At 66.3% G+C, this 18,333-nt stretch carries 17 protein-coding genes, 1 other RNA gene and 1 pseudogene; 11 read left to right on the top strand and 8 right to left on the bottom strand.

Features of this window, described 5'->3' with window-relative positions:
* Window positions 1-25 precede the first annotated feature (25 nt).
* Together glyS and CHB74_RS15890 are read right to left on the bottom strand one after the other, a co-directional pair.
* Window positions 26-2,218: a glycine--tRNA ligase subunit beta gene (gene glyS / locus CHB74_RS15895; protein WP_089220626.1), complete on the bottom strand. Its 2,193-nt coding sequence runs from the start codon at window positions 2,216-2,218 to the stop codon at window positions 26-28.
* A 117-nt stretch (window positions 2,219-2,335) separates the two neighbouring features.
* The gene (locus CHB74_RS15890; protein ID WP_089220625.1) at window positions 2,336-3,208 is read right to left on the bottom strand and encodes a glycine--tRNA ligase subunit alpha; all 873 of its coding nucleotides are present in this window, start codon (window positions 3,206-3,208) and stop codon (window positions 2,336-2,338) included.
* A gap of 122 nt (window positions 3,209-3,330) precedes the next feature.
* On the opposite strand from CHB74_RS15890, the gene CHB74_RS15885 reads away from it, so the two are divergent.
* The 8 genes from CHB74_RS15885 to CHB74_RS15850 all read left to right on the top strand — a co-directional run bounded on the left by CHB74_RS15885 (window position 3,331) and on the right by CHB74_RS15850 (window position 8,844).
* Complete coding sequence (locus tag CHB74_RS15885) at window positions 3,331-4,233, top strand: TraB/GumN family protein (RefSeq protein WP_089220660.1); 903 nt, start codon at window positions 3,331-3,333, stop codon at window positions 4,231-4,233.
* Window positions 4,234-4,357: 124 nt separating this feature from the next.
* Window positions 4,358-4,975 carry a 50S ribosomal protein L25/general stress protein Ctc gene (locus tag CHB74_RS15880; RefSeq protein ID WP_089220624.1) on the top strand — a complete coding sequence of 206 codons (618 nt, stop codon included), beginning with the start codon at window positions 4,358-4,360 and terminating at the stop codon, window positions 4,973-4,975.
* A gap of 25 nt (window positions 4,976-5,000) precedes the next feature.
* Window positions 5,001-5,414 carry a hypothetical protein gene (locus CHB74_RS15875; protein WP_245842969.1) on the top strand — a complete coding sequence of 138 codons (414 nt, stop codon included), beginning with the start codon at window positions 5,001-5,003 and terminating at the stop codon, window positions 5,412-5,414.
* Between the two features lie 46 nt (window positions 5,415-5,460).
* Window positions 5,461-6,030, top strand: coding sequence for an aminoacyl-tRNA hydrolase (gene pth, locus CHB74_RS15870; protein ID WP_089220622.1), 570 nt, complete (start codon window positions 5,461-5,463; stop codon window positions 6,028-6,030).
* 4 nt (window positions 6,031-6,034) lie between these two features.
* A complete protein-coding gene (locus CHB74_RS15865) occupies window positions 6,035-6,637 on the top strand; it encodes a TIGR02466 family protein (protein WP_089220621.1) in 603 nt (200 codons plus the stop codon).
* Window positions 6,638-6,750: 113 nt separating this feature from the next.
* The gene (ychF, locus tag CHB74_RS15860) at window positions 6,751-7,851 is read left to right on the top strand and encodes a redox-regulated ATPase YchF (protein WP_089220620.1); all 1,101 of its coding nucleotides are present in this window, start codon (window positions 6,751-6,753) and stop codon (window positions 7,849-7,851) included.
* An 11-nt stretch (window positions 7,852-7,862) separates the two neighbouring features.
* Complete coding sequence (locus tag CHB74_RS15855; RefSeq protein ID WP_089220619.1) at window positions 7,863-8,321, top strand: MaoC family dehydratase; 459 nt, start codon at window positions 7,863-7,865, stop codon at window positions 8,319-8,321.
* Window positions 8,322-8,412: 91 nt separating this feature from the next.
* Window positions 8,413-8,844, top strand: a complete 432-nt coding sequence (locus tag CHB74_RS15850) for an OsmC family protein (RefSeq protein WP_089220618.1) — start codon at window positions 8,413-8,415, stop codon at window positions 8,842-8,844.
* On the opposite strand, the gene CHB74_RS15845 is transcribed toward CHB74_RS15850, so the two are convergent.
* The 5 genes from CHB74_RS15845 to CHB74_RS15825 all read right to left on the bottom strand — a co-directional run bounded on the left by CHB74_RS15845 (window position 8,816) and on the right by CHB74_RS15825 (window position 14,649).
* Entirely contained in the window at window positions 8,816-9,829 is a 1,014-nt protein-coding gene (locus tag CHB74_RS15845; RefSeq protein ID WP_089220617.1) for a diguanylate cyclase domain-containing protein, read from the bottom strand. The genes CHB74_RS15850 and CHB74_RS15845 overlap by 29 nt on opposite strands.
* Before the next feature lie 114 nt (window positions 9,830-9,943).
* The gene (purH, locus tag CHB74_RS15840; RefSeq protein ID WP_089220616.1) at window positions 9,944-11,533 is read right to left on the bottom strand and encodes a bifunctional phosphoribosylaminoimidazolecarboxamide formyltransferase/IMP cyclohydrolase; all 1,590 of its coding nucleotides are present in this window, start codon (window positions 11,531-11,533) and stop codon (window positions 9,944-9,946) included.
* A gap of 118 nt (window positions 11,534-11,651) precedes the next feature.
* Window positions 11,652-13,397 carry a heparinase II/III family protein gene (locus tag CHB74_RS15835; RefSeq protein WP_089220615.1) on the bottom strand — a complete coding sequence of 582 codons (1,746 nt, stop codon included), beginning with the start codon at window positions 13,395-13,397 and terminating at the stop codon, window positions 11,652-11,654.
* Window positions 13,394-14,056, bottom strand: coding sequence for a ribulose-phosphate 3-epimerase (gene rpe, locus CHB74_RS15830; protein WP_089220614.1), 663 nt, complete (start codon window positions 14,054-14,056; stop codon window positions 13,394-13,396). Before rpe ends, CHB74_RS15835 begins: the two co-directional genes overlap by 4 nt.
* 62 nt (window positions 14,057-14,118) lie before the next feature.
* Window positions 14,119-14,649 carry an NUDIX hydrolase gene (locus CHB74_RS15825; RefSeq protein WP_089220613.1) on the bottom strand — a complete coding sequence of 177 codons (531 nt, stop codon included), beginning with the start codon at window positions 14,647-14,649 and terminating at the stop codon, window positions 14,119-14,121.
* A 99-nt stretch (window positions 14,650-14,748) separates the two neighbouring features.
* Here CHB74_RS15825 and mscL point away from each other — a divergent pair, with 99 nt between their 5' ends.
* The 3 genes from mscL to CHB74_RS15810 all read left to right on the top strand — a co-directional run bounded on the left by mscL (window position 14,749) and on the right by CHB74_RS15810 (window position 16,020).
* A complete protein-coding gene (gene mscL / locus CHB74_RS15820; protein WP_089220612.1) occupies window positions 14,749-15,177 on the top strand; it encodes a large conductance mechanosensitive channel protein MscL in 429 nt (142 codons plus the stop codon).
* A gap of 3 nt (window positions 15,178-15,180) precedes the next feature.
* Window positions 15,181-15,536, top strand: a transfer-messenger RNA (tmRNA) gene (gene ssrA / locus CHB74_RS15815).
* A 214-nt stretch (window positions 15,537-15,750) separates the two neighbouring features.
* A complete protein-coding gene (locus tag CHB74_RS15810) occupies window positions 15,751-16,020 on the top strand; it encodes a hypothetical protein (protein ID WP_089220611.1) in 270 nt (89 codons plus the stop codon).
* A gap of 110 nt (window positions 16,021-16,130) precedes the next feature.
* Here CHB74_RS15810 and pnp read toward each other — a convergent pair.
* Window positions 16,131-18,333, bottom strand: a pseudogene (pnp, locus tag CHB74_RS15805) (polyribonucleotide nucleotidyltransferase); the annotation flags it as partial.

The following is an 18,333-nucleotide window of genomic DNA, read 5'->3' as shown; positions in this document are numbered from 1 at the left end:
TCAATCTTGCCCCGGCGGGCGCGCTTCAGCCTTCGATCTTCGAGAAATCGGCCACTTCGTGCACCGCCGCGCGGATGCGCGAAAGCAGCCCCAACCGCGCCGTCCGTTTGGCGGGGTCGGCATCGTTCACCGTCACCTTGTCAAAGAAGGCGTCGATCGGCCCGCGCAGGCCGGCCAACGCCTGCATCGCGCCTTCGAAATCCTCGGCCGCGACGGCGGACGCCGCCTTCGGCTCGGCCACGTCGAGCGCGGCGGCCAAGTCTGCTTCCTCTTTTTCAGGCGCGTAGGACAGTCCATTCTGGTCCGTCATGCCAGCGGAGGCTGGCATCGCTTGCGGCTGGCCGCTCGCGCCATCGCCTGAGACCCCAGCCTCCGCTGGGGTGACGGAAGTTTCGAAGCCTTCCTTCTTCAGGATGTTCGCCGCGCGCTTGTAGCCGGCCAGCAGGTTCGCCCCTTCTTCCGAACTGACGAAGCCCTGCAACGCCTTCACGCGGGCGAGCAGACGGACGAGATCATCCTCCCCGCCCAGCGCAAACACCGCGTCGATCAGATCGTGGCGAACACCCGCCTCGCGCTGCTGAACCTTGAGGCGGTCGGCGAAGAAATCGAGCAGATCGGCGGGGATCGCGAAACGCAGGCCGTTGTCGGTCAGCACGCGAATGATGCCGAGTGCCGATCGACGGAGCGCGAACGGATCCTTGGAGCCGGTTGGCGTTTCACCGATGGCGAAGAACTGCTGAAGGCTATCCAGCTTGTCCGCCAGGCTCACCGCCACGGTCACCGGCGCGGTGGGGACTTCGTCGCCCTGGCCGACCGGCTTGTAATGATCGCGGATGGCATCGGCCACGGCGTGGGGCAGGCCTTCGGCGCGGGCATAATAGCCGCCCATGATGCCCTGCAATTCGGGGAATTCGCCGACCATGCCGGTGACGAGATCGGCCTTGGCGAGACGCGCGGCCTGTTCGGCCTGATCGGCCAACACCGCTTTCGTCATGCCAGCGGAAGCTGGCATCGCGTGCGGCTGGCCGGTCGCACCTTCGCCTGAGACCCCAGCCTTCGCTGGGGTGACGGCAAGGGCCGGGGTGACGATCCCTTCTTCCACCAGCCAGCGGGCGAGCTTCGCCACGCGTTCCACCTTGTCGGCGACGGTGCCGAGCTTTTCGTGGAAGACGATCTGATCGAGCTTCTTCGCATTGTCGGCGAGGCTGATCTTGAGATCCTGTTCCCAGAAGAAGCGCGCGTCGGACAGGCGGGCGGCCAGCACCTTGCCATTGCCGGCGGTGATCGCGGCGCCGCCATCTTTGGCGTCCACATTGGCGACGCAGATGAAGGCCGCGGCCAACTGGCCGGCCGCATCGTTCAGCACGAAATATTTCTGGTTGGTTCGGAGCGTAAGCTGAATCACCTCACGCGGGACCGACAGGAAGTCCGTGTCGAAATGCCCAAGCAGCGGCACCGGCCATTCGGTGAGGCCGGCATTTTCCGCGACCAGCCCTTCATCGGGAACCACCGTCAGCCCGGCTTCGGCCGCGAGCGCATTGGCGCGATCGCGGATGATCGCCTGCCGTTCGGCGGGATCGAGGATGACGTGGCAGGCGCGCAGCTTCGCCGCATAATCATCGGCATTGCCGATGGTGACGGCGCCGGGATGGTGGAAGCGATGGCCGAGCGTCGACGCGCCCGAACGGATGCCATCCACCGTGCAATCCACCACATCATCGCCGAACAAGGCGACGATGCCCTGCAACGGGCGGACCCAGCGCATCGCGGCGCTGCTGATCGAAGCCGTGCCCCAGCGCATCGATTTGGGCCAGGGGAAAGCGGCGACGATCGCGGGGATGGCATCGGCCAGCACCTGCGGCGTGGCGCGGCCGGGCTTGTCGATCACCGCGAACAGCACGGCATTGCCCTTGGCATCGGTGCGTTCGACCAGCTGTTCGCGGGTCAGCCCGGTCTTCTTGAGGAAGCCTTCCAGCGCCTGCGCGGGCGCATCGGCGCGGGGGCCCTTCAGCTCCTCGCTCACCGCCGCCGTTTCCGCCGGCAGGCCACGCGCGATCAGCGCGAGGCGGCGGGGCGTGGCATAGGTTTCGATCGCGGCGGCCTTCAGACCCGCTTTGGCGATCTCCGCCTCGAACAGGCGGGCGAGATCGGCACAGGCCTTTTCCTGCATGCGGGCAGGAATTTCCTCGGACAGGAGCTCGAGCAGGAAGTCGGTCATGCCCGCGCCTCCATTTTCGTCACCCCAAAGGCCGGGGTCTCGTGCGGCAGGCGTTCCGAGATGCGGAGAGCGATGCCAGCCTTCGCCGGCATGACGATCTTGGGGAAGTCCGTCATCTCAGGCCTCCCACCCGTTATGCGCCATCCAGGCAGCGCAGCAGCCCTTCGCCAGATCGCGGACGCGGCCGATATAGGCCTGGCGTTCGGCGACGGAGATCACGCCCCGCGCCTGCAGCGTGTTGAAGATGTGGCTGGCCTTGATCGCCTGATCATAAGCGGGGAGCGGCAAGGGCTTTTCCCGATCCAGCAGCGCGCGGCATTCGTCCGCCGCGTCGCGGAACCAGCGGAACAGCGTTTCGGTGTTCGCGGCCTCGAAATTATAGGCCGAAAACTGGCGCTCATTTTCGAGGAACACGTCGCCATAGGTGACGCCTTCATCGTTGAAGGCGAGATCGTACACGCGGTCGACCCCCTGAATATACATGGCGAGGCGTTCGAGCCCGTAGGTCAGTTCGCCCGAAACCGGCTTGCAATCGAAGCCGCCGACCTGCTGGAAATAGGTGAACTGCGTCACTTCCATGCCGTCGCACCAGACTTCCCAGCCCAGCCCCCAGGCGCCGAGCGTCGGGCTTTCCCAATCATCCTCGACAAAGCGGATATCGTGGGTGAGCGGATCGATGCCGATCGCCGCCAGGCTGCCCAGATACAGTTCCTGCAAATTGGGCGGCGAAGGCTTCAGGATCACCTGATACTGGTAATAATGGCCAAGGCGATTGGGGTTTTCGCCATAGCGGCCGTCGGTCGGCCGGCGGGACGGCTGGACATAGGCCGCCTTCCACGGATTGGGGCCGAGCGCGCGCAATGTTGTTGCGGGATGGAAGGTGCCGGCACCCATCTCGACATCATAAGGCTGGAGAATCACGCAGCCTTGCTTGCTCCAATAATCATGGAGCGTCAGAATAAGTCCTTGAAAAGATAGCGGCTTTGCCATTGAACCCCGATATGCCTTCGCATCCGCACAAAATCGCGGCGGACCCTAGCGACCGGACCCCTTTGCGGCAAGCGGAACGGCAGCCGCTTGCCGAGCGGGCAACGAGCCCGGATAAGGCGGAAATGACCATCTTCCGGAAATTGCTGGCCGCGTTCGTGGCCGCCGGCCTCACCGCCTGCAACGCCGCCCCCTCCCCCGCCGCCAAGCCGCCCAAGGAAGGCCGGCCGGCGCTGTGGAAGCTGGCCGACGAGGATACGACGATCTGGCTGTTCGGCACGATCCACGTCCTGCCGCCGGGCTATAAATGGCGCGACGCGGTGATCGACAAGGCGGTGGCGCAATCGGACGGGCTGGTGATCGAGGCGATCCTCGACCGCACCGATCCGTCCAAGGCGATGGCGCTGCTGGCCCGCATCGGCATGACGCCGGGGCTGCCGCCGCTGGTCGATCGCGTGCCGGCGGACAAGAAGGCCGCGCTTGCCGCGCTGATCGCGCGCAGCAAGGTGCCGCCCAGGGTGCTCGACGGGATGGACACGTGGAGCGGCGCGCTGATGCTGATGCCGGTGCTGCTCGGCGATCTCGGCCTGGCCGGCGGGATCGGCGTGGAGGAACAGCTGGAGGGCGATTTCAAGGCCGTCAACAAGCCGATCGAGGGGCTGGAGACGGCCGAACAGCAGCTGCGCGTGCTGGACGGCATGCCGGAGGACGCGCAGCGCCAGTTCCTGATCGCGATGGTGGACGACGGGGCGGACCAGAAGGTCGAGTTCGAAAAAATGCTGACCGCCTGGGCACGCGGCGACGAAAAGGGCATTTCGGCGAGCTTCGACAAGGATGTCCGCGTGTCCCCCGAACTGCGCGAGGCGCTGCTCGTCCGGCGCAACGCGGCGTGGACCGAATGGCTGAAGGCGCGGCTGGACAAGCCCGGCACCGTGTTTGTCGCGGTGGGCGCCGGCCATCTTGCCGGCAATGATTCGGTGATCGCCATGCTCAAGGCGAAGAAGCTGAAGGTTCAGCGGGTGCAGTAAGGCTGGCTTTCGCGCGCCCCTGCTTTGACTCTCGCCGCCTGCTCGGCTATGCGCGCGCCTCCCCGATCCGGTCATCCCTGGAGGCGGTTCGGGCAGTGAAACCCAAGCGAACTGGAGACATGATATGAGCGACACGCTCAACCTGTCGGCCGAGGCGCGCGAGCGGGCAGGCAAGGGAGCCTCCCGCGCCGTTCGTCGTGAAGGCCGCGTCCCCGCCGTGATCTACGGCAACAAGCAGGAACCGACCTCGATCCACATCGAGGAAAAGGCGCTGGTGATGTCGATGGCCAACGGCCACTTCATGAACAGCGTCGTGCTGATCGGCCTGAACGGCGAAACGATCCGCACGCTGCCGAAGGACGTCCAGTTCCACCCGGTCACCGACCGTCCGCTGCACGTCGATTTCCTGCGCATTGGCGAGCACACCACCGTCAACGTCAAGGTGCCGGTCGCCTTCACCGACGAAGACCAGGCCCCGGGCATCAAGCGCGGCGGCGTGCTCAACATCGTCGAGCATGAAATCGAACTGATCGTCGACGCGGCGCACATCCCCGACGACATCACGATCTCGCTCGCCGGCCTCGATGTCGGCTCGTCGATCCACCTCGCGGACGTGAAGCTGCCCAAGGGCGCCAAGCCCGCGCACGCCGATCGCGACATCACCGTTGCAACAATCGTTGCGCCGTCGGCTCTTAAGAGCGAAGAAGGCGACAACGAAACTCCGGCGACCGACGCCGAGTAACGCGACGTTTGGACAGGAGGGCGATGTGCGCAGTGCCATGATTGCAATCGGGGCTGCGAGCCTCGTCCTCCTGCCCCACACGGCCTTTGCCCAGGCGGCCAAGGCCCCGGCGCCGGCCGTGAAGCCTGCCGACCGCGACGTCTTCTGCTTCGTCGCCACCGCGTTCAGCGCCACCGCGCTGCGCCAGAACGAAGCCAAGCTGACCGAACAGGACAAGAAGGCCGCCGCGGGCCTCAACCAGGCGGTGCCTTATTATGCCGGCCGCGTTTCGACGCGCCTGTCCGGCCCCGCGCTCGTCAAGGCGTTCAAGACGGCCGAAGGCGAGTTCAAGGGCAGCAATCGCGGCGTCGAGGCGCTGGGCTGCCTGAACGCGTTCGGCGCGACCATGAAATCCATGATCGAAGCCAGCCGCGCCGCAGGCGCGCCGGCCGCCAAATAACCGGCGGCGGCAACCCGCCGCCGCAACAGCCTTTCAGGACGTTTCGATGCAGCTCTGGGTCGGCCTCGGCAACCCCGGCGCGCAATATGCGCTCCATCGCCACAATGTCGGTTTCATGGCGGTCGACGCGATCGCCGAGGTCCACGGCTTCGGCCCTGAGAAAAAGGGCTTTCAGGGCTGGATCCGCGAAGGGCGGATCGGCAGCCACAAGATCCTGCTGCTGAAACCCGCGACCTTCATGAACGAAAGCGGCCGCGCGATCGGCGAGGCCCTACGTTTCTACAAGGGCGATGTCGGCGACGTGACGGTGTTCCACGACGAGCTCGATCTCGCCCCGTTCAAGGTTAAGGTGAAGACGGGCGGCGGCACCGCCGGCCATAACGGCCTGCGATCCACCGAAGCGCATATCGGCAATCCGTTCCGCCGGGTGCGGATCGGCATCGGCCATCCCGGCCACAAGGAGCGCGTGACCGGGCATGTGCTGGGCAATTATGCCAAGGCCGAGATGGACGATCTGGCCGAAATGCTGGGCGCGATGGCGGCGGAGGCCAAATGGCTGGCCGATGGCAACGACGCCCGGTTCATGAGCGACGTGGCGCTCCGACAGCAGGATTGAAACCATGCCCAGCCGTTCGCTGTTCGCGACCCGTTTCTACGAGGATAATATCGGCGACGACGCGCTTGTCGCCGAGCTGGAAGATGCCGTCCGCGCGCTGGCGGCCGAGGACATGGCCGGGCGGCGCTGGTCGCGCGAGCATGGCTATCGCGGCTATACGAGCTATGCGTCGCTGGCCGATCTGCCGCTGCGCGATCCGCGCTTCGCCGATCTCGTCCGCATCATCAACCGCCATGTCGCCCGCTTCGCCAGGGATTGCGCGTTCGAACTGGGCGGCCGCAAGCTCAAGCTCGATAGCCTCTGGGTCAATCTTCTGAAGCCCGGCGGCATGCATTCAGGCCACATCCACCCGCACAGCGTGGTTTCAGGCACCGTCTATATCGCCGTGCCGCCGGGCGCCGGCGCGCTGAAGCTGGAAGATCCGCGCCTGACGATGATGATGGCGGCGCCCCAGCGCACGGCCGATGCGCCCGAGGATCTGCAGACCTTCGTCCGCGCCGAGCCTGCGCCGGGCACCATCTTCCTGTGGGAAAGCTGGCTGCGCCACGAAGTGCTTTCGGGCGACGGCAAGCCCGATCGGATCAGCATCAGCTTCAACTATCGCTGAGCGCGCAACGGCGCCGCGCTGGCGACATTGCTGGATTTTGCGGGGATAAACGCCTATCGGCTTCCCCCGATCACGGGCCGCTTCAGGCTTCCTTCTAGACACAAGGTATCTCAATGGGTTTCCGCTGCGGCATCGTCGGCCTCCCCAATGTCGGCAAGTCCACCCTGTTCAACGCGCTGACCGAGACGGCAGCCGCGCAGGCCGCCAATTATCCCTTCTGCACGATCGAGCCGAATGTCGGCCAGGTCGCCGTGCCCGATCCGCGCATGCAGGAAATCGCCGCGATCGCGGGATCGGCCAAAATCATCGAGACGCAGCTCGCCTTCGTCGACATCGCCGGGCTGGTGCGCGGCGCATCCAAGGGCGAAGGGCTGGGCAACCAGTTCCTTGCCAACATCCGCGAGGTGGATGCGATCGTCCACGTCCTGCGCTGCTTCGAGGATGGCGACATCACCCATGTCGAAGGCAAGGTCGATCCGATCGCCGATGCCGAGACGGTGGAAACCGAACTGATGCTCGCCGATCTCGAATCGCTGGAAAAGCGCGTGCCGGCCTTCGCCAAGAAGGCCGCGCAGGGCGACAAGGAAGCCAAGGCTGCCGCGTCCGTGCTCGGCCAGGCGCTCGATCTGCTGCGCGACGGCAAGCCCGCCCGGCTGACCGCGCCGAAGGACGAGGATGAGAAGCGCATCTTCGAAACCGCCCAGCTGCTGACCGCGAAGCCGGTGCTTTACGTCTGCAATGTCGAGGAAGGCTCGGCCGCCGACGGCAACGCCTTTTCGGCGCGCGTGTTCGAAAAGGCGGCGTCCGAAGGCGCCAGGGCGGTGATCGTCTCGGCCGCGATCGAGGCCGAGATCGTCTCGCTCGCCACCGAGGACCGCGCGGAATTCCTGTCGGACCTCGGCCTCAAGGAAACCGGCCTCGCCCGCGTCATCCGCGCCGGCTATGACCTGCTTCACCTGATCACCTTCTTCACCGCCGGGCCGAAGGAAACGCGCGCCTGGACCGTTGAAAAGGGCGCCAAGGCCCCGCAGGCCGCCGGCGTGATCCACACCGATTTCGAACGCGGTTTCATCCGCGCCGAAACCATCGCCTTTGCCGATTATGTCGCCTGCAAGGGCGAAACCGGCGCACGCGAAGCGGGCAAGCTGCGGTCCGAAGGCAAGGATTATGTGGTGCAGGACGGCGACGTGATGCTGTTCCGCTTCAACGTGTAAGAGGGTGCGCGATGGTCGGTTTCTTCGAGGATTATGAAATCGGGCAGGTGCGGCGCTTCGGCGCCTATCCGGTGACGCGCGACGAGGTGATCGACTTCGCCTCGCGCTACGATCCCCAGCCCTTCCACCTCGACGATGCCGCCGCCGCCGCCAACCCGATCTTCGGCCGCCTTTCCGCCAGCGGCTGGCACACCGCCGCGATGGTGATGCGGATGATGGTGGACGAAGGCCAGCGCACCGGCAGCTTTTCCATGGGATCGCCGGGGCTGGATGAAATGCGCTGGCTGAAGCCCGTCTATCCCGGCGACACGCTGAGCGTGGAAACCGAGGTGATCGACAAGAGCGCGCCGAAATCGCGGCCCGAAATCGGCTTCGTCAAATTCCGCATCACCTGCTTCAACCAGCATGGCGAACAGGTGATGCGCCAGATCGCCAGCAACATCCAGCCGCGCCGGGCGGCGGCGGGCTGATCCCGGCCGGGCACTTTCCCGTCTTTCGCGCGTAGCCTTGAACGGTCATGATGCGGGCCTTCGCATCACCCGTTTGCCAAGGAGATCGCCGATGAAGATCGTCAACAAGGGTTCCGCCGTCTGGTCGGGCGGGCTGAAGGATGGGCGCGGCGCGATTTCGACGGGCAGCGGCGCGCTCGATGCCTATCCCTATGGCTTTGCGGCACGGTTCGAAGGGCAGAAGGGCAGCAACCCCGAAGAACTGATCGGCGCGGCCCATGCCGCCTGCTTCACCATGGCGCTTTCCGGCCAGCTCGACGGCGCGGGGCTGAAGGCCGACAAGATGGAAACCAGCGCAAAGGTGACGCTGGAGAAGCTGGAAAGCGGCTTCGCCATCACCGCCGTCGCGCTGAGCCTGACCGCCAAGATCCCCGGCGCCACCGATGCCCAGTTTCAGGAACTGGCCGCCAAGGCCAAGGCCAATTGCCCGGTATCGAAGGTGCTGAACGCCGAAATCAGCCTCGACGCCGTGCTGGAGGCGTAGCCACCGGCCAGACGGGGCGGCCAGGCGCCACCTGCACTGCGGCCAGCCCGTTCTGCCCCGCCCTGGCCAGCGCGCGTTCGGCATCCGCCAGCATCGCCGGCGCTTCATAAGCGAAGCCATTTTCCGCCGCCGCGATCGCGGCGCGCGGCCGCAATGCCAGCGCCCGGCCGCTCCAGTAGATCGGCGCGGCCAGCTGGGCGAGCGCGGCCGCCACCTGCGACTCGAAGTCACCGGACGCGCGATGGGCGTGGGTGAGGACGGCGAAATGCTCGTCATCGACACGTGCGATCAGCAGCGCATCGGGGAAGCCCGCCACAAGCCGGTTCGCCAGCGCGTCGAGGCAGGCGGCACCGGCGGCGGCACCCGGCCCATCGAAGACGCGGCCGACGCCATCGACCGCGATCAGCACGAGCGCGCCGAGCGGCCATAGTTCGACGCCGGTGGCCGGCCGATCCAGAAAACGGCGTTCGAAGCAGGATCGGCTGGCCAGCCCGGTTTCGGGATCATGATCGACGGCGCGGCGAAGCTTATCCCATTCCGCCCGGCTTTCGGTGATGTCGCGCTTCAGCCCATAGATACGCCGCGCCCGGCCGCCCTGGTTTTGCACCGCCGTTGTCAGCCGCATCCAGCGGCGCTGGCCATCGGGCCGGCAGATCTGCGCGTCGAGGGTGAAGCCCCGGCCGCGCGCGACGGCATCGGCACGCAGCCATTCCATCGCCTCGCGCGAATCGTCGCTATACATCTCGACGATGTCGCGCCGGTCGATCCGCGATCCGCGCGGCAGGCCGAACAGATCGAACACGCCGCTCGTCCAGCTCAGCGCCTGATCGGAAAGATCGCATTCCCACGCGCCGATGCCGGCATCCGCCGTCGCGCGATCGAGCAGCGCGGCGCCCGCCGCCACCCCGGGCTGGCGAACCAGATGCCGCCCCGCCAACCGGGCCGACAGGCCGGCCCAGCCATCGAACGCGCGCAGCCCCGGCATGGTGGCCCGCCAATGTTCAATCCAGTTCCGACCCACATTCGTCCCCCGCGGGCGGAGAGGCAGGCCCGCTGCCCCACCGCCGCGCCTTTCAGGGTAACGGCCAGCGCGCCAACATCAATGGCGGAAGTGGCGCATCCCGGTGAACACCATGGCCAGGCCCGCTTCGTCGGCGGCCGCGATCACTTCGGCATCGCGGATCGAGCCGCCCGGCTGGATCACCGCCGTCGCGCCCGCTTCCACGGCGGCCAGCAGGCCATCGGCGAAGGGGAAGAAAGCGTCGGAGGCGACCGCCGAGCCGATCGTGCGCGGTTCGGCCCAGCCGGCCTTATCCGCCGCATCCTTGGCCTTCCACGCCGCGATGCGCGCGGATTCGAGCCGGTTCATCTGGCCCGCGCCGACACCGGCGGTGGAACCGCCCTTGGCATAGACGATCGCGTTCGACTTGACGTGCTTGGCCACCGTCCACGCGAACAGGCAGTCTTCCAGTTCCTGCGGCGTGGGCTGACGCTGGGTCACGACCTTCAGCATATCGCGGGTGACGCGGCCATTGTCGCGCGACTGGACGAGCATGCCGCCCGCGATCGACTTCATCATCAGGCCGGGGCGCGCCGGATCGGGCAAATCGCCGGTGATCAGCAGGCGCAGATTCTTCTTCTTGGCGAACACGGCGCGCGCGGCTTCGTCCGCCGCCGGCGCGGCGACGACTTCGGTGAAGATGCCGGAGATCGCTTCGGCGGTCGGCCCGTCGAGCGGACGGTTGACCGCTATGATACCGCCGAAGGCCGAAACGCTGTCGCAGGCGAGCGCGGCTTCATAGGCCTGGATCAGCGTGTCGGCCGATGCGACGCCGCAGGGGTTGGCATGCTTGACGATGACGACGGTCGGCGGGCCATCGCGGAATTCGCTGACCAGTTCGAGCGCGGCGTCGGCATCGTTATAATTGTTGTAGCTCAGTTCCTTGCCCTGCACCTGTTCGGCCTGGGCGATGCCGCGCGCGGACGGGCCGGTCGGCAGATAGAGCGCGGCCGACTGGTGCGGGTTTTCGCCATAGCGCAGTTCCGCGCCCTTCTTGAGCGGCACCGACAGCGCGGTGGGGAAGCTTTCCTGCTGGTCGGCGAAGGCGAACCAGGAGGAGATCGTCGCGTCATAAGCCGCCGTCGCGGCAAAGGCGGTCGCAGCGAGGCGACGGCGCAGGCCAAGCGTCGTGGCGCCGGCCTTTTCGTCCATCTCGGCGATCAGCGCGCCATAATCGGCCGGATCGGTGACGATGGCGACGAAGGCGTGATTCTTCGCGGCCGAACGCACCATCGACGGGCCGCCAATGTCGATATTCTCGATCACCTCGTCGCGGTCCGCGCCCTTCGCCACGGTCTGCGCGAAGGGGTAGAGGTTGACGATCACGAGATCGATCATGCCGATCGCATGTTCGGCGGCGGCCGCCATGTGCGCCGCATCGTCGCGCACCGCGAGCAGGCCGCCATGGACCTTGGGGTGCAGCGTCTTGACGCGGCCATCCATCATTTCCGGGAAGCCGGTGAGATCGGAGATGTCACGCACCTCCAGCCCTTCGTCGCGCAGCGCCTTGGCGGTGCCGCCCGTCGAAACCAGTTCGACGCCATGGCGGGCGAGCGCGCGGCCGAGATCGGCAAGGCCAGTCTTGTCCGACACCGAAAGGAGGGCGCGGGTGATCTTCACGTCGGTCATGGGAAGCACGAGTCCTGATGGGGGATTTTGGCGCACCCGTTAGGGCAAAGGGCGCCGTTTTTCCACCGGAGTCTTGCACGCACCCGCGCAGCCGATCGGGCTGGCGCTCAGGCGGCGATCAGCTTGCCCGCTTGAACAGCCAGCTGACCGTCGATCCGCCACTGGCCGCCTGCCCTTCGACGACCAGCTGAACGGCCTCGCGCGGATGGCCCGCCGGGTCGATCCACAGGCTTTCCTCGGCCGTCAGCGTGCCGCCACGGCAGCGGAACTGCCAGGCCCGGCCATCGCCCAGCCGCAGCAGCGCGCCGAGCCCGTCGGCCGTGGGCGTCACTTCGACGCCCGGCGCCAGATGGAAGCGGACGGCAAAGCCGGTGCCGCCGCCACGTCGCCGGCGCCCGGCCGGCAACAGCACATCCTCGCCACGCAGCTCGCGGCCATCGGCGGCAAGCGCCAGCTGGCGCTGGTGGACGAAGCCGAAGCGGCGGACATAGCCGTCATGGCTGGCTTCGACCCGGCTACCCGCATCGCTTTCCTGCCGGTCCAGTTCCACCTCACCGACGCCGCGCCCCAGCGAGCCATCGGCATGGATCGCGGTCGAGTTGCTGTCGGCGATCACCAATGTCGAATGCGCGGCGGTCGAACGCAGCGCCTCGGTCAGCGATGGCGGCAGGCGCAGGCCGCCGCGCGTACCGCCGCAATTGACGACAAGCCGCTGCGGCCCATCGGACAGCTCGAACGCCAGCGTCGACGCGCAACCGCCCTGCGCCACGCGCGAAACCGGCGGCGGCGCGGCATCGACGACGACCACGGTCTGCCCGCAGGACAAGCGTTGATAGCCCCAGTCGCGCGCCTGGCGGAGCGGCCGGGCGCGTACGGTGGAGGCCTCGATCGCGGCCTGGATCCGTTCGGCCGAAACCGGCGTGCCGCCCTGCCAGCTCGACAGGCCGCCATCGCCCATGATGACGCCGAGCAGTGCTGGCACCGCGCGCGCCAGCGCATCCTCGATCAGCGGCGAAGGATCACGCCGACGGGCGAGATAGATGCTGCGGAGCTGCGACAGCAGTTCGACCAGTTCAAGCTGCGCCACCGCCGAACGATTGGCCAGCCCGCCATCGGCATAGAGCGCCTGCGCCAGCGCGCGGGCGAGCCCCGCTTCGCCATGGGCGAGCCGCTGGTCGCCCCCGGGCACCAGCAGGCCGGCCGCCACGACGCCGCACCAGGCGGCGATCCGGGGCAGCCCCTGCGGCGCCTTGTCCGCGCCGCGATCAAGATGGCGAGCGCCGCGCGCCAGCCCGTTGAGCACCGCCGAACGATAGACGAGATCGCCGCTGGACAGGATGAAGGGGGCATAAGCCGCCCAATAGAGGATGCGCCGGCCCCACAGATCGGCGCGCCATGCCGGTTCGGCAACATGGTTGCCGAAGGCCGCGATCCACTGCTTGAGCACCTGTTCGGCAATCGGCGCGCCGCGTTCGCGCGGGGCCGCCGCCGCCAGATCGCGCAGCCAGGCGAAGCTGTGGACATGATCGGCGCATTCCGCCGACACGCCGAGCGCGGAAAAATCGAGCTGGGCGAGATCGACGACCTCGCCCCCATATTCGATCCGGCCGCCGAGGATGGCCTGCCCGCGCACGGCATCGCCCGCAATCGGATCCGCCGGCACCGCCAGCAATTTCAGCGGGTAACGCCCGCGCAGCCGCAGCGCATGCAATGGCGTGCGCCAGGCAAGCTTGTGAAGGCGGTTGGCGAGACGTTCGGCCAAGGACAATCCCTGATCGCCCGCGACACGAATCAGCCGCTTGCCGGGTTCGATCCCGTCCTGCCCGTCGATCGCGGGCGGATCGACCGGGCCAGCCCTGCTCACGCCGCCTTCAGCGCCGCGATGTTGGCGGCATAGGCCGAAGGCCCGCCCCGGAAGGTGGCGGTGCCGGCCACGAACACATCGGCCCCGGCATCGCGCGCACTGCGGATCGTGCCGACATCGATGCCGCCATCGACTTCCAGGTCGATCGGCTTGCCCAGCTTGTCGATCGACTTGCGGATCGCCTCGATCTTGCGGAGCTGGCTGGAAATGAAGCTCTGGCCGCCGAAGCCCGGATTGACGCTCATCACCAGCACGAGATCGATTTCCTCGAGCAGATAATCGAGCATCTTGGCGGGCGTGGCCGGATTCAGCGAGATGCCGGCCTTCTTGCCCAGCGCCTTGATCCGCTGGACCGTACGGTGGGTGTGCGGCCCCGCTTCGGGATGGACGGTGATGATGTCCGCCCCGGCTTCGGCGAACGCCTCCAGATAGGCGTCGACCGGCGAGATCATCAGATGCACGTCGAACGGCTTGGCCGAATGCGGGCGAAGCGCCTTCACCACGGCCGGGCCGATGGTGATGTTGGGCACGAAATGGCCGTCCATCACGTCGACGTGGATCCAGTCGGCGCCGGCGGCGTCGATGGCGCGAACCTCTTCACCGAGCTTGGCAAAGTCGGCCGAGAGGATGGACGGGGCGATGCGGATAGGTGCAGTCATTACATATCCGCTTTATCACCCCGGGCGGCCGGGGCAAGCGGCCTTGCGGCCGCTCATCGCCCTTATGCCGAGGTTGATCCGATCAGGCCGGCCCCCAGCAGCAGCAGCAGCTTGGCATCCATCATCAGCCCATCGCGCCGCCGGGCGGCGATGAAATCGGCGATTCCGGCCAGCGGGACGCGGTGAACGGTGATATTCTCGCCATCGACGCCGCCGCCTTCGCCGGTTTTCACCAGATCATGCGCGACCATCAGGGTGAAGGTTTCGGAAACCATGCCCGGCGACGAGGCGAAATTCCCGGCATTTTCGATGCGTGCCGCGCGATAGCCGGTTTCCTCCTCCAGCTCGCGCGCAGCCGCGATCTCGATCGCCTCGCCCGCCTGTTCGTCGCCGACAAGGCCCGCCGGCAATTCAAGGCAATTCGCCCCGAGCGCGGTGCGATATTGTTCGACCAGCAGGACATGGCCGTCATCGACCGCCAGAATCACCGCCGCGCCGATACCGCGCGCGCGGCCGACAAATTCCCAGGTGCCGCTGCGCCGCGCCTCGATATAGCGGCCGCGCCACATGATTTCGATTGGATCATCCTTCATGCCCGCCGCGTTAGGCGAGCTTGAACGGCGCCGCAATCGCAAGCCTTGATCTCCACCGGCCAAGGCGGGAAAGTGGCGTCACCAAGCAGGGAGACCAGCATGCTGAATGAATTCAAGGCCTTCATCAACCGAGGCAATGTGCTCGACCTTGCCGTCGCGGTGATCATCGGCGCGGCGTTCGGCAAGATCGTCAGTTCGCTGACCGACGACCTGATCATGCCAGTGATCGGCAAGCTCTTTGGCGGACTGGATTTCGCCAATTATTTCATCATGCTGGGTGATCCGCCCGCCGATTTCAAAGGATCGCTGGCCAGCTATGCCGATCTGAAGGCGGCGGGGGTGCCGCTGCTCGGTTACGGCCAGTTCATCACCGTCGCGGTGAATTTTCTGATCGTCGCCTTCGTGATTTTCCTGCTGGTGCGCGCCGCCAACAAGGCCTTCCACCGCGCCGAGGATGCGGCCGATCCGGCCGATGTGGTGCTGCTGCGCGAAATCCGCGACGAACTGAAGAAGCGCCCGATCGACTGACCGGGCCTTCTCAATCGCTTCCGACCGCACTATATGCATCCGTGCCGGGCTTGCCCGGATATGGCGATAAATGATGTCGTGTAATAGATGCAGCGGACCCGGGGGCGGTACCCGGCGGCTCCACCAGAAATCCCGGCGCCGGCAACGGCATCGGGGCTCCTGACGGGGCCGAACTAGGATCGACGTGTATTCAAAGACGATGTTTTTGCCCGGCCTGAATGCGCCGTAAAACCGTTCAAACCTACAAGTGCCAACGACAACGAGGCGCTCGCTCTTGCGGCGTAACTGAGTCCTCACGGACGACGTTACGATCGACAATAGCGCGGTCCGGTCCGCACCGGGCAACAGAAGCGGAATCCAGCGGTCCGGGGGGCACCGGGCAACAGAAGCCCCCCACTTTCCAAGCAATCACATATGGTTAACGTGTCTTTTCGGGAGCGATAGAACCATTTCGTCGGGCATTTTGCCTCGCTTCGTCGCGATTTCGGGAACCGCAGGGGTTTTCATCGCTTACAACCCCTCGACCGCAGGGCTCCGTCCGCGGTCGCTCCCGAGACAGAGCAGGGGTTATACATGAACCGGATCATCAAGTTCACCGCCATCGCCGCCTTCGCGGCGCTCGCCGCCTGCGGCGGCCAGGGCGATGACGCGTTGGCCGAGAATGTCGAGCAGGCCTATGACAACCAGGCCGATCAGCTCGACGCGATTGCCGACAACACCACCAACGAGGTGCAGGCCGACGCGATCGAGGATCAGGCCGACGCGGTGCGCCAGGAAGGCGAGAATCGCGCCGACGCCATCGATGCCGCGGACGTGAACGCCCAGGCCATCAACGGCATGTGACAGGCGGCCTGTGGCGGCCGCGCAGTCGGCCGCCGCCCCGTTTCAAAAGCCGAAAACAGAAAAGGGGGCCAATCGGCCCCCTTTTCCTTATCTGCGATCCGTACGGACGATCAGTCGTCGTCGCGCTTCAGGAAAGCCGGCGCGAATTCGGGCGCCGGGCCTTCGTCGCGGTCGCGACGCGGGCCGCGATCACCACGGTCGCCACGGTCGCGGCGCGGGCCGCGATCGCCGCCGTCGCGACGACGGTCGCCACGGTCGCCGCGCGGACGATCGCCGCCTTCGCGCGGTTCGCGCGCGGGCCGCGTGTCTTCCAGCTCGGCGCCGGTTTCCTGATCGACGACGCGCATCGACAGGCGAACCTTGCCGCGCTGATCGACTTCCAGCACCTTGACCTTCACTTCCTGCCCTTCGGACAGGACGTCGGAGACCTTGGCGACGCGCTCATTCTTGATTTCGGAGACGTGGACGAGACCGTCCTTGCCGCCCATGAAATTCACGAATGCACCGAAATCGACGAGGTTGACGACCTTGCCGGTGTAGATCTTGCCGACTTCGGCCTCGGCGACGATGCCGATGATCCAGTTCTTCGCGGCCTCGATCTTGTCGAGGTCGGACGAGCTGATCTTGACGGTGCCGTCGTCTTCGATGTCCACCTTCGCACCGGTCTGGGCGACGATCTCGCGGATCACCTTGCCGCCGGTGCCGATGACGTCGCGGATCTTCTCCTTGGGCACGGTCATCGTCTCGATGCGCGGCGCGTGGGCCGACAGCTCGGTGCGGGTGTGATCCAGCGCCTTCGCCATTTCGCCCAGGATGTGCGCGCGGCCGTCGTTCGCCTGGTGCAGCGCGACCTTCATGATCTCCTCGGTGATACCGGCGATCTTGATGTCCATCTGCAGGCTGGTGATGCCTTCGGACGTGCCGGCCACCTTGAAGTCCATGTCGCCCAGATGATCTTCGTCACCCAGGATGTGGACAGGACGGCGAAGTCCTTGCCTTCGAGGATCAGGCCCATGGCGATGCCCGAAACCGGACGCTTGATCGGCACGCCGGCATCCATCAGCGCCAGCGAGCCGCCGCAGACGGTGGCCATCGACGACGAACCGTTCGACTCGGTGATGTCCGAGGTGAGACGGATCGTGTAGGGGAATTCCTCCTTCGTCGGCAGCACGCCGTGCAGCGCGCGCCACGCCAGCTTGCCATGGCCGACTTCGCGACGGCCCGGCGCGCCGAAGCGGCCCACTTCGCCCACCGAATAAGGCGGGAAGTTGTAGTGGAGCATGAAATGCTCGTAGCGCAGCCCGTTCAGGCCATCGATCATCTGCTCCGCATCCTTGGTGCCAAGGGTGCAGGTCGAGATCGACTGGGTTTCACCGCGGGTGAACAGCGCCGAACCATGGGCGCGCGGCAGGAAGTGCGCTTCCGCCACGATCGGGCGGACGGTCTTCGTGTCGCGGCCGTCGATGCGGCGGCCGTCCTTGAGGATCGCGGTGCGGACGATTTCCGCCTCGAGCTTCTTGACGAGCTTGTTGGCGACCATCTGGTCGTGCGGGGCCGCATCGGCGAACGCCGCCTTGGCCTTGGCACGCGACTCGTTGAGCGCGTTCGAGCGGGCCGACTTGTTGGTCAGCTTGTAGGCGGCGGTGATGTCCTTGCCGACGAGCTTCTTCAGCTTCGTCTTCATCGCGCTGGTATCGGGCTGGGCAGCCAGTTCCCACGGATCCTTGGCGGCTTCCTCGGCGAGGTCGATGATCGCGTCGATCACCTTCTGCATCTCCCGATGGCCGAACATCACGGCGCCGAGCATGACGTCTTCCGAAAGCTCCTTGGCTTCGGATTCGACCATCATCACGGCGTCATGGGTGCCGGCGACGACGAGATCGAGATCGCCTTCGGCAACCTGCGCGTCGGTCGGGTTCAGGATATATTCGCCATCCTTGTAACCGACGCGGGCAGCGCCGATCGGGCCCATGAAGGGCACGCCGGAGAGCGTGAGCGCGGCCGACGCGGCGACCATCGCCAGAATGTCGGGCTCGTTCTCGCCATCATAGCTCAGCACCTGGGCGATGACGTTGACTTCGTTGTAGAAGCCTTCCGGGAACAGCGGGCGGATCGGGCGGTCGATCAGGCGGGAGACGAGCGTCTCCTTCTCGGTCGCGCCGCGTTCACGCTTGAAGAAGCCGCCGGGGATGCGACCCGACGAGAAATACTTCTCCTGATAATGGACGGTGAGCGGGAAGAAATCCTGCCCTTCCTTGACGCTGCGCGAAACCGTTGTGCTCTGCGCCGTCACGGCTGCGCGCAGCGTCAAGG

This window comes from Edaphosphingomonas laterariae, assembly GCF_900188165.1.
GTDB classification, from domain to species: Bacteria; Pseudomonadota; Alphaproteobacteria; order Sphingomonadales; family Sphingomonadaceae; genus Sphingomonas_E; species Sphingomonas_E laterariae.
Note: the sequence above shows the minus strand (reverse complement) of the source record. Positions and strands in the feature narration are given on the sequence as shown.

Excerpts from the sequence above, each read along its gene's own strand:
- CHB74_RS15885 (WP_089220660.1), top strand. The coding sequence starts at position 3,331 with ATGACCATCTTCCGGAAATTGCTGGCCGCGTTCGTGGCCGCCGGCCTC.
- CHB74_RS15865 (WP_089220621.1), top strand. The coding sequence starts at position 6,035 with ATGCCCAGCCGTTCGCTGTTCGCGACCCGTTTCTACGAGGATAATATC.
- CHB74_RS15845 (WP_089220617.1), bottom strand. The coding sequence starts at position 9,829 with ATGCCGGGGCTGCGCGCGTTCGATGGCTGGGCCGGCCTGTCGGCCCGG.
- purH (WP_089220616.1), bottom strand. The coding sequence starts at position 11,533 with ATGACCGACGTGAAGATCACCCGCGCCCTCCTTTCGGTGTCGGACAAG.
- rpe (WP_089220614.1), bottom strand. The coding sequence starts at position 14,056 with ATGACTGCACCTATCCGCATCGCCCCGTCCATCCTCTCGGCCGACTTT.
- CHB74_RS15890 (WP_089220625.1), bottom strand. The coding sequence starts at position 3,208 with ATGGCAAAGCCGCTATCTTTTCAAGGACTTATTCTGACGCTCCATGAT.
- CHB74_RS15880 (WP_089220624.1), top strand. The coding sequence starts at position 4,358 with ATGAGCGACACGCTCAACCTGTCGGCCGAGGCGCGCGAGCGGGCAGGC.
- ychF (WP_089220620.1), top strand. The coding sequence starts at position 6,751 with ATGGGTTTCCGCTGCGGCATCGTCGGCCTCCCCAATGTCGGCAAGTCC.
- CHB74_RS15850 (WP_089220618.1), top strand. The coding sequence starts at position 8,413 with ATGAAGATCGTCAACAAGGGTTCCGCCGTCTGGTCGGGCGGGCTGAAG.
- glyS (WP_089220626.1), bottom strand. The coding sequence starts at position 2,218 with ATGACCGACTTCCTGCTCGAGCTCCTGTCCGAGGAAATTCCTGCCCGC.
- CHB74_RS15855 (WP_089220619.1), top strand. The coding sequence starts at position 7,863 with ATGGTCGGTTTCTTCGAGGATTATGAAATCGGGCAGGTGCGGCGCTTC.
- CHB74_RS15810 (WP_089220611.1), top strand. The coding sequence starts at position 15,751 with ATGAACCGGATCATCAAGTTCACCGCCATCGCCGCCTTCGCGGCGCTC.
- pth (WP_089220622.1), top strand. The coding sequence starts at position 5,461 with ATGCAGCTCTGGGTCGGCCTCGGCAACCCCGGCGCGCAATATGCGCTC.
- CHB74_RS15825 (WP_089220613.1), bottom strand. The coding sequence starts at position 14,649 with ATGAAGGATGATCCAATCGAAATCATGTGGCGCGGCCGCTATATCGAG.
- mscL (WP_089220612.1), top strand. The coding sequence starts at position 14,749 with ATGCTGAATGAATTCAAGGCCTTCATCAACCGAGGCAATGTGCTCGAC.